Origin of the sequence: Parafrankia sp. Ea1.12 (assembly GCF_900465275.1) — a bacterium.
GTDB lineage: Bacteria > Actinomycetota > Actinomycetes > Frankiales > Frankiaceae > Parafrankia > Parafrankia soli.
Window position 1 is genome coordinate 1 of sequence record NZ_UBIZ01000551.1, and the last position, 8060, is coordinate 8060.

At 70.9% G+C, this 8060-nt stretch carries 7 protein-coding genes and 2 pseudogenes; 4 read left to right on the forward strand and 5 right to left on the reverse strand.

What is annotated here, in order from left to right; genetic code table 11:
• Positions 1–145: 145 nt before the first annotated feature.
• Both FMEAI12_RS31265 and FMEAI12_RS31270 read right to left on the reverse strand, forming a co-directional pair.
• The gene (locus tag FMEAI12_RS31265; RefSeq protein WP_071066344.1) at positions 146–451 is read right to left on the reverse strand and encodes a DUF6221 family protein; all 306 of its coding nucleotides are present in this window, start codon (positions 449–451) and stop codon (positions 146–148) included.
• 75 nt (positions 452–526) lie between these two features.
• Positions 527–1870 (reverse strand): DUF1254 domain-containing protein, encoded by a 1344-nt coding sequence (locus FMEAI12_RS31270; RefSeq protein ID WP_112108851.1) that lies wholly within the window; start codon positions 1868–1870, stop codon positions 527–529.
• A gap of 313 nt (positions 1871–2183) precedes the next feature.
• On the opposite strand from FMEAI12_RS31270, the gene FMEAI12_RS31275 reads away from it, so the two are divergent.
• From FMEAI12_RS31275 to FMEAI12_RS31285, 3 genes are all read left to right on the forward strand, one after another.
• On the forward strand, positions 2184–3404 hold the full coding sequence (locus FMEAI12_RS31275; protein ID WP_112108852.1) for an SfnB family sulfur acquisition oxidoreductase: 1221 nt from the start codon (positions 2184–2186) through the stop codon (positions 3402–3404).
• A 130-nt stretch (positions 3405–3534) separates the two neighbouring features.
• Complete coding sequence (locus FMEAI12_RS31280; protein ID WP_083391316.1) at positions 3535–4038, forward strand: GNAT family N-acetyltransferase; 504 nt, start codon at positions 3535–3537, stop codon at positions 4036–4038.
• Between the two features lie 252 nt (positions 4039–4290).
• Positions 4291–5211: an alpha/beta hydrolase gene (locus tag FMEAI12_RS31285; protein WP_112108853.1), complete on the forward strand. Its 921-nt coding sequence runs from the start codon at positions 4291–4293 to the stop codon at positions 5209–5211.
• A gap of 316 nt (positions 5212–5527) precedes the next feature.
• Here the strand turns inward: FMEAI12_RS31285 and FMEAI12_RS39555 are convergent.
• Positions 5528–5701: pseudogene (locus FMEAI12_RS39555) on the reverse strand (oligopeptide/dipeptide ABC transporter ATP-binding protein); the annotation flags it as partial.
• Between the two features lie 181 nt (positions 5702–5882).
• Between FMEAI12_RS39555 and FMEAI12_RS31300 the strand changes: the two are divergent.
• Positions 5883–6587, forward strand: coding sequence for a TetR/AcrR family transcriptional regulator (locus FMEAI12_RS31300; protein WP_112108854.1), 705 nt, complete (start codon positions 5883–5885; stop codon positions 6585–6587).
• A gap of 124 nt (positions 6588–6711) precedes the next feature.
• Here FMEAI12_RS31300 and FMEAI12_RS31305 read toward each other — a convergent pair.
• Positions 6712–6912 (reverse strand): annotated as a pseudogene (locus FMEAI12_RS31305) (ABC transporter substrate-binding protein); the annotation flags it as partial.
• 52 nt (positions 6913–6964) lie between these two features.
• Positions 6965–8005, reverse strand: a complete 1041-nt coding sequence (locus FMEAI12_RS31310) for an LLM class flavin-dependent oxidoreductase (protein ID WP_112108855.1) — start codon at positions 8003–8005, stop codon at positions 6965–6967.
• Positions 8006–8060: the final 55 nt, after the last annotated feature.

The window sequence follows — 8060 nt, forward strand, 5'->3', positions numbered from 1 at the left end:
ACCCGCCGAGGTCCTCGCCGAAGCCACTCGACACGTGGCGCCAGACGCGATCATCACCCGGAACGGCGGCCCGTTCCACCTCGACGACTCGATCCGCGCACTCCTGCGAGATCACGCCGCGTGAACCACCATCCGCCCGCCCACCTCATCGGCCCGGGGTGATGCCGAGGGTTCGGGCCACAACGGACAAGGTCGGGCAGGGATATACGTCGAGGCAGACGGCGCACTTCCCGTCGATGTCGTGGTGCAGCTCGGTGAGCTCGCGGGCGCCGCTGGTCCAGGGGAGGATGCGGGCCGGGCTCCACTGGGCGATGTGCTCGGCGACCGCGGGCGCGACCCCGGTCATGCCGGCGACCTGGCGGGCGTTCCAGATGGACGCCCCGGGAACATCGCGAGCGGTCTGTTCGAGCTGATCCAGGCGGGCGAGAACATGGGCGCGCAGATCCGTCACGACAACGATCCTGCCGGGGGCCGAAGTCTGGGACGCCGGACCTTCGGCCCGTCGGTGGGATCCGCCGGGGAGCTGTCAGCCGGGGCGGCTCGCGGCCTTCCGTACCGCGGGTGGTGACCATGCTCCGCACAGGACCGCGGGGTCGGGTGCGTAGAGCCGCATCGTGACACCCAGCGGGCCGAGCGGGGCCGGCAGCCAGTTCGATTCCCGAGCGGATCCGGGGGACGCATGCTGGATATGGAGATCGAGCGATCCGTCAGCGTTGTACGTCAGCGGATCCCTGTCTCCGAGGGCGAACCGGTTGAGCCGGTTGGCCACCTGAAAGCCGTGTTTGTCGTACATCGTGATCGACCAGAACGCGGAGACCGGAGGGAGCTCGTCGCGCTCGAAGTGGAGCACGTAGTCGACGGATCCGTCGAGCGGGTCGCCGTCCGCGTCAGTGAGCAGCAGCGGGTAGACGGCTTCCTCTGCGGGGTTGGCGCCGAGACCGATCATCGCGACGGCGGCCCGTTTCATGTAGTAGTTGCCGTAGACGCCGATCGAGTCCGTGTTGGTCTGCCATCCGTTGGACACGGTCGCCATTGTCGAAACTCGCGCGGTCATCGCTTTCTGAGCGGTCCGGGGCGCCGCCGCGACGGCATCCCGAACGGCCCGGCCCTGGCGGTTCGAGTCGAAGGACTCGCCGGGAACCAGGCCGAGCGCGCGCATTCTCCGGATCTGTGACCAGTCCGTGACATGTGGCGGGTGAAGCTTCATCAGCTCTGCCGCGCGCCTGAAGAACTCCTCGCCGGTCATGGCGTTGATGACGTCCAGGGGCGGCGTCGTCATGTCGATGTCCGGGTCGACAGCCCGGGTGGTCGCGGCGATCGGAGCGCGCCCCCAGTCCGCGAGGTGGGAGAGCTGGAATCCGTCCTGCACCTTGTGGACGGCGTCGTAGTCGGCCTCGCCGTTGGTCTGCGTCCGGCCGATGATCCAGACGTGTGGAGTCGGCGCGTCGATGCGTCCCACGCCCGCCGGCAGGCGCCCGCTCCACCCGGCCGGCACCAGCGCCCAGTCTGCCGCGGCCGTGCCGCTGGAGCGCTTTCCGGGGGTGGCGAAGACATCCGTCCACATGTCGAGAACGGGCAACATGTAGTAGCGATCATCCGTGTCGGGCGCGGAGACCACCACCGGTCCTTCGGTCAGATCCACCCAGGCCGAGGAGTAGAGGGTGTCGAAGTTCGGCCGGACGACCATCCTGAAACCGGCGTCGGGAAACTCCCGGATATGTGCGAAATGGTTCATCGGGGCCCGGCCCGGCGCCACTCCGGGCTCGACATTGGTGGCTTGGAGTCGGGTCAGCTCCATGGTCACGAGCGGATAGGCAAAAATGTACGCTTCGACTGCGATGGCAGCCACCTGATCCCGCTGTCCGGTCATGAGTTCCTCCCCATTCCGGCTGGCCACCAGACGATGACGGAACGATTCCCCGACGATCTGGGTATCAAGTCTTCCTGCGACGCCTGATCTTCGGCATGTCCCTGGTCGCACGCGGGGGCGTGATCGTCCGCTGTCGGTGGGCGGCGGGGCGCCGGGGGGTGGATGTTGCAGGATCGCCGCTATTGGTGACATGAGGCTGTCGTAAATTTTGTCGATCGAAATTAGGGGGATTGATGGATCCTGAGCGTTACGTGGCTGACCGGGTCACGTTCGGGGGGCCGCTCCGGACCAGGGTGAACGGTGCCATGTCCCGATGACCGGCTCGTCAGCGGAGGCGACGGCCATCCCGGTGATCGGATCGGACGCGGAGGCGGTCGCCGCGGCACGACGCTACGCCGAGTCGATCGCCGACACGGTGATCGAACGGGACCGGTCGGCCGCCGTGCCGGTCGAGGCCCTGGCGGCGCTGGACGCCAGCGGTCTGCTCGGCATCACAGTGCCGGCCGAGCACGGTGGCGCGGAGGTGTCACCAAGAACCCTCGCCGAGGTCATCCGCACGATCGCCGCGGTTGATCCGGCCATCGCGCAGATTCCGCAGGGGCACTTCCTGTTCGTCGACGTGCTGACGCTCTGGGGGACGGCGCCACAGCAGCGGCGGCTGTTCGCGGAGATCCTCGCCGGTGCCCGGCTCGGCAGCGGGCTGGCCGAGCGCGGTGGGCGGCACGCACAGGACCTCGGCACCAGGCTTCGCCCGGACGGCACCGGGCTGCGGCTCGACGGGACCAAGTACTACAGCACCGGGTCGATCACCGCGCGGTGGATCGGCGTCAGCGCGCTCGACGAGGCTGACCGCCTGGTGCTGGCGTTCGTCGAACGCGACGCCCCCGGAGTGTCGGTGGACGATGACTGGGACGTCATGGGCCAGCGCGCCACGGTGAGCGGCACGACGACCCTGCGGGCCGTACCGGTCGACCCTTCGCTGGTCATCCCGTACCACCGAGCCTTCGAGGTTCCCCAGCAGCTGGGGGCCCGGGCCCAACTCGTGCACGCCGCGATCCAGGTCGGGATCGCCCGTGGCGCCCTGCGGGACGCCGGGGAGTTCGTTCGCACCCGGGCCCGGCCGTTCTTCGAGGCCGCGTGTGGAGGCTGGGTCGATTCGGCGGCGCAGGATCCGCACACGATTCTGCGCTACGGCCGGCTGGCCACCCGGGTGCGGGCCGCCGAGGAGCTGCTGCGTTGGGCCGCCGACCGGTTGCACGAGGTCGGGCGATCCCCGCGGGACGCGCGGCAGGCCGCGGAAGGCTCGCTCGCGGTGGCCCAGGCGAAGGCGTTCGGCAGTGAGGTCGCCGCCGAGGTGGCCAGCGATCTGTTCGCGCTGTCCGGCGCCAGCGCCACCGACGAGCGCCACGATCTGAGCCGGCACTGGCGAAACGTCCGCACCCACGCCAGCCACGACCCGGTGGACTGGAAGTACCACCACGTCGGGAACTTCCTCCTCAACGACGTGCTGCCCCCCAACCGCGGCCAGCTCTGAAGCGGAGACGCCCGCCGGTCGCGGGGATCTGGGCGGGTTCACTTCACGGCCCACAGCCGTACCGTGCTGTTTGACTCCGGCCGACTCGGCCGACTCCGGCCGGAGCTGGCAGGTCGATAGGTTGGTCGGTATGACGACGAGCGGCCTGCCGCGCGTCCGCGTCGCCCAGGCCGCCGACGCGGAGCAGATCGCACGTCTGCTCCGGGCGTTCAACGCGGAGTACGACGAGCCGGCGCCCGAACAGGGCTGGCTCGCGGATCGGGTCGCGCTGCTGCTCGGCCAGGGCGCGACGGCCGTGCTGCTCCTCGAGGCGTCCGCGGACCGGGACGACGCGGACGGGCTCACCCTGACGCGGTTCCGGCCCTCGCTGTGGGACGACGCCGACGAGTGCTATCTGGCCGAGCTGTACGTCCGGCCCGCGTTGCGGGGGCGCGGGCTGGGCCGGATCCTGCTCACGGCGACGATGGAGCACGCGAGCCGGCGTGGGGCGACGTACATGGACCTGACGACGACCAACGCCGACACCGCCGCGGTCGCGCTGTACGAGAGCGTCGGCTTCGACCGCCACGAACGCCGCGGCCCGGGCACGGACTCGTACTACTTCGAAATAGATCTGCCCGGCCCTGACAGCTGAGGCGGCGCGCACGCAGGGAACCGCGCGGTACGCCATGGCACTCGGGCACCGTCGGCGCCACGTAAAAGGCTCTGTTCCAGTACGGCACATATTCTGTTCGCGATATGGTGGAAGTCCCGGCAAAAAGGCTGTGCGCCGAGTCGGGACGACGGTCGACATCGATGCGTGTCCCATGGTGGACGTCAGTTGATTCTGTCACCGGGCCGGCCCATCCCCGATGCGGATCGAAAAGCAGAGAACGAGGAGCGCGGAATGGCAAGGACGTCGGCGCCGGCGCCGAATGCGGGAACCATCACCGACCTGGAGGCCGCGGTCAGGCAGGAGCGCGCCGGGCGGGCGGCGATTCATGCCGACGAGCTACCGCCGATCCCGGGGCTCACCATCACGGACCATCTCGTTCCCGGCTCCGATGACGACGTGAAGGTACGGGTGCGTGTTTACCGCCCCGAAGGCCGGCCGTCCCCGCTGCCGCTGGCCGTGTACATGCACGGGGGCGCCTTCGTGCTCGGCAGCCTCGACATGGTTCATCAGGGCGTCGCCCAACTGGCTCTCGGTACCGGGGCGGTGATCGTGTCGGTCGGGTACCGTCTCGCCCCCGAGCATCCTTTCCCCGCCGGCCTCAACGACTGCTACAGCGCCCTGCGGTGGGCCTCGGCGCATGCCGAGGAGCTGGGTGCCGATCCGGCCCGGATCGGGCTGGCCGGGGTCAGTGCGGGTGCGACCCTGGCGTTGGGGGTGGCCCTGCTGACCCGCGACCGCGGCGGGCCGGCGGTGCGTTTCCAGAGTGTGGTCATGCCCACTACGGACGACCGGCTGGAGACACCGTCCATGCGGGACGCCGTCGACACCCCGGTCTGGAACCGCCCGCTCGCCGTCCAGTGCTGGCGCCTCTACCTCGGCGAGGGCGTGACCGAGGCCGACCAGTACGCGGCTCCCGCCCGGGCCGACGACCTCACCGGGCTGCCCCCGACCTACCTCGCCGTCGGCGGCGAGGACCCGCTGCGCGATGAGGGGATCCTTTTCGCGCTGCGGCTCATGCAGGCGGGGGTGCCGGTTGATCTGCACGCCTACGCGGGCGCGGCGCACGGTTTCCGCGACCTGGACATCGACACCGCGCGGCGCGCCCAGGAGGAGCAGATCTGGGCCCTACGGCGCGGCCTGGCCGCCGACTGACCGGATGTCCTCGTCTCCTCTCAGGACGGGCAAAAACAGATCGCTCGCGGTCGATGATGTCGGAGATCGTGTCACCGGTCCCGCCACCGATGTAATGGTTCTCCCACTGGGCATGGAAGAGAAAGGCCAGCAGTGCGGCCGGAGCCCGGATGTCGGTCAGTGAAGGCAGTACAGGCGCCGAAGGAGTGGGACGCATGCGTCCGGGTAGCTTATGGGAGATCAGTATTGTGTCGACCGCTAAAAGCCCGCTAATTCCGTGATCCCTCGGCGTGCTGCCGGAGGATAATCCTGTTCGCGTCCCACGATGGCCGAGGTGTCAGCCCGGGTGGTGGCAGGCGACCTGGTGATCGGGAACGACCATCCGCAGCGCCGGTTGCTCCGCCGCGCACCGGGGGCGGGCTCGGGGGCAGCGGGTGCGGAACCGGCAGCCGCTCGGTGGCCGCAGCGGTGAGGGGAGCTCGCCCGGTTCCGGCACGTCGGCGCGACCAGGGCGTCCCGTCGGCGGCGGTGGAGCCTCCGCAGGCCGCGAGCTGGCTGACGGCCAGCACGGCCAGCGCGGCCGCACCCATCGAATTAGTGGTAAATGCCAAGATTGGAGGGCTTTGGTCGTGCGCCGGCCCGGTCCGCCGGGGCCGGGCGGCCCGCCGCCGTCGTCCGCGTAGGGTGGGCCGGTGCGCAGTGCGAAGGTCGCGAAGTCGGCTGCAGCGGCGGAGTCGGCTGGAAGTGTCGGCACACGAGGCAGGATCGACAAGCGGCAGGCGATCCTGGACGCAGCCTTCGCCGTCTTCGCGCGCGAGGGTTACGCGCAGGCGAGCATTGACATGATCGCCTCCGAGGCCGGCGTGGCGAAGCCGACGATCTACAACCATCTCGGCGGCAAGGAGAACCTGTTCCGGCACGCGATGGCGGCCGCGGCGGACAGGACCACGGCCAAGAGCCTTGCCGTCGTCAGCCGGCTCACCGCCGACGTGGCCGACCTGCCCACGGCGTTCACCGACGTCGGCCGCGCGCTGCTGGAGTGCTACTGCGCCGCGGATTCCTGGGCGCTGCGCCGCCTGCTGCACGCCGAGATCGTCCGGTTCCCGGACCTGTTCGACATGATCGGCGCCAATGGGCCGAACCAGGTGGGGGAGGCGTTCGCGGACCGGCTGGCCCGGCTCGCGCTCGCCGGCCGGCTGCGGCTGGCCGACCCGGTCGAGGCGGCCGAGCAGTTCCTCGCGTTGCTCACCGGCCCGGTCGCGCACCGTTCCGCGCTGGGCACCCGCCCGTTCGATGACACCCAGATCCAGCACACCGCGCGGGCCGCGACCGCCACCTTCCTGCGTGCCTTCGCCGCCGCGGCGCCGACCGAGGTACCGCCGGCCGAGGCCCCGTAGCGAGACGTCCCGCCGGGTGCGCCGGTTCCGAAGCGCGCGCGGTACGCCCGCCCCGCCTCGCCGGGAACGGCGGAGAGCAGCTCCTGGGTGTACCGATGGCGCGGGTCGGTGAACACCTGCTCCACTCGGTGTCCTTGGCCACGATGTGGTCGAAGTTCGCCTTGACCGCCTCCGCGTCGAGCTTGGCGCCGTCGTGGAAGGTGACGTCGTCGCGCAGCTCGAAGGTGTAGGTGCCGCCGCCGTCGGATCCGTAGGCCGCGGTGGCCAGGGTGACGGCGAGGGCCGCGAACAGCCCTGCTCTTCGTGCCGTTCGGCGCGATGGCATTCAGGTACTCCGTACACGGTATGGATAGGGATCACCACCCTGGTGGGGTGTTCTAAAGCCGCGCTGAAATCCCTGGCTCGGTGGCTGGACTCACCGCCGTGGCCGCGCTCGCGAGCAGCTCGAAGGACCGCAGGCGGTCGGCCTGGTCGGGCACCACGGTGAGCGCCATGAGCTCGTCCGCGCCGGTCGCCTCGACCAGCCCGGCCAGCCGCCGGCGGACCGTGTCCACGCCGCCGATGAGCTGGGGGGCCGCGAGGTCCTCGAGGAAGGCCCGCTCGGCGGTGTTGTAGGCGTGCGCGCCCTCGGCCGCGGCGGAGGGGAACGCGTCGAATCCGCCGATGGTGCGCATCCAGATCTTGCCGAGCAGGTAGGGGGCGGCGGCCCGTGCCGCGGCCTGGTCGCTGTCGGCGACCGTCGCTATCACGCTGATCAGCGCGTGCGGCCGGTCGAGCTGGGGTGAGGGGCGGAACGCCGCCCGGTAGTGGCGCAGCGCCGCCGTGCTCGCGTGCGGGTTGATGTGGTGGGCGAAGGCGTAGGGGAGGCCGAGGGCGGCGGCGAGCCCGGCGCTGGCCGGGCTGGAACCGAGCAGCCACAGCTTCGGCCGGCTGTCGGCGGCGGGCACCGCGAGCACCCGGCTGCCCGGGGCGGTGGGGGCGAAGTAGCCCGAGAGCTCCCGCAGTTGGCCCTCGAAGCGCTCGTCGCCGCCGGGCGTGCGGCGCAGCGCCCGGGCGGTGGTCGGATCGGTTCCGGGCGCCCGGCCCAGCCCGAGGTCGACGCGGCCCGGGAAGAGCGCCTCCAGCGTGCCGAACTGCTCGGCGACGACGAGCGGGGCGTGGTTGGGCAGCAGCACCCCGCCCGAGCCGACCCGCAGCGTGCTGGTCGCGGCGGCGATCCTGCCGGCGAGCACGGCCGGCGTCGAGGTGGCCAGACTGGGGGTGTTGTGGTGCTCGGCTACCCAGTACCGGTGGTAGCCGAGTTCCTCCACCCGGGGCGCGAGCGCGACGGTGTCGCGCAGTGCCTGGGTGGCGCTGCCGCCTTCGAAGACGGGCACGACGTCGAGGGCGGACAGGGGCGGGCCGGCGGGGCGTGTCATCGGATCCTCCGGGAGGGCCGCGCCGCCGGAGTCGGTGCCCAACTCGGTCCGACCC

What these genes read in the sequence shown, in the direction of transcription:
- FMEAI12_RS31285 (WP_112108853.1), top strand. Translation starts at nt 4,291, where the DNA reads ATGGCAAGGACGTCGGCGCCGGCGCCGAATGCGGGAACCATCACCGAC.
- FMEAI12_RS31270 (WP_112108851.1), bottom strand. Translation starts at nt 1,870, where the DNA reads ATGACCGGACAGCGGGATCAGGTGGCTGCCATCGCAGTCGAAGCGTAC.
- FMEAI12_RS31310 (WP_112108855.1), bottom strand. Translation starts at nt 8,005, where the DNA reads ATGACACGCCCCGCCGGCCCGCCCCTGTCCGCCCTCGACGTCGTGCCC.
- FMEAI12_RS31280 (WP_083391316.1), top strand. Translation starts at nt 3,535, where the DNA reads ATGACGACGAGCGGCCTGCCGCGCGTCCGCGTCGCCCAGGCCGCCGAC.
- FMEAI12_RS31275 (WP_112108852.1), top strand. Translation starts at nt 2,184, where the DNA reads ATGACCGGCTCGTCAGCGGAGGCGACGGCCATCCCGGTGATCGGATCG.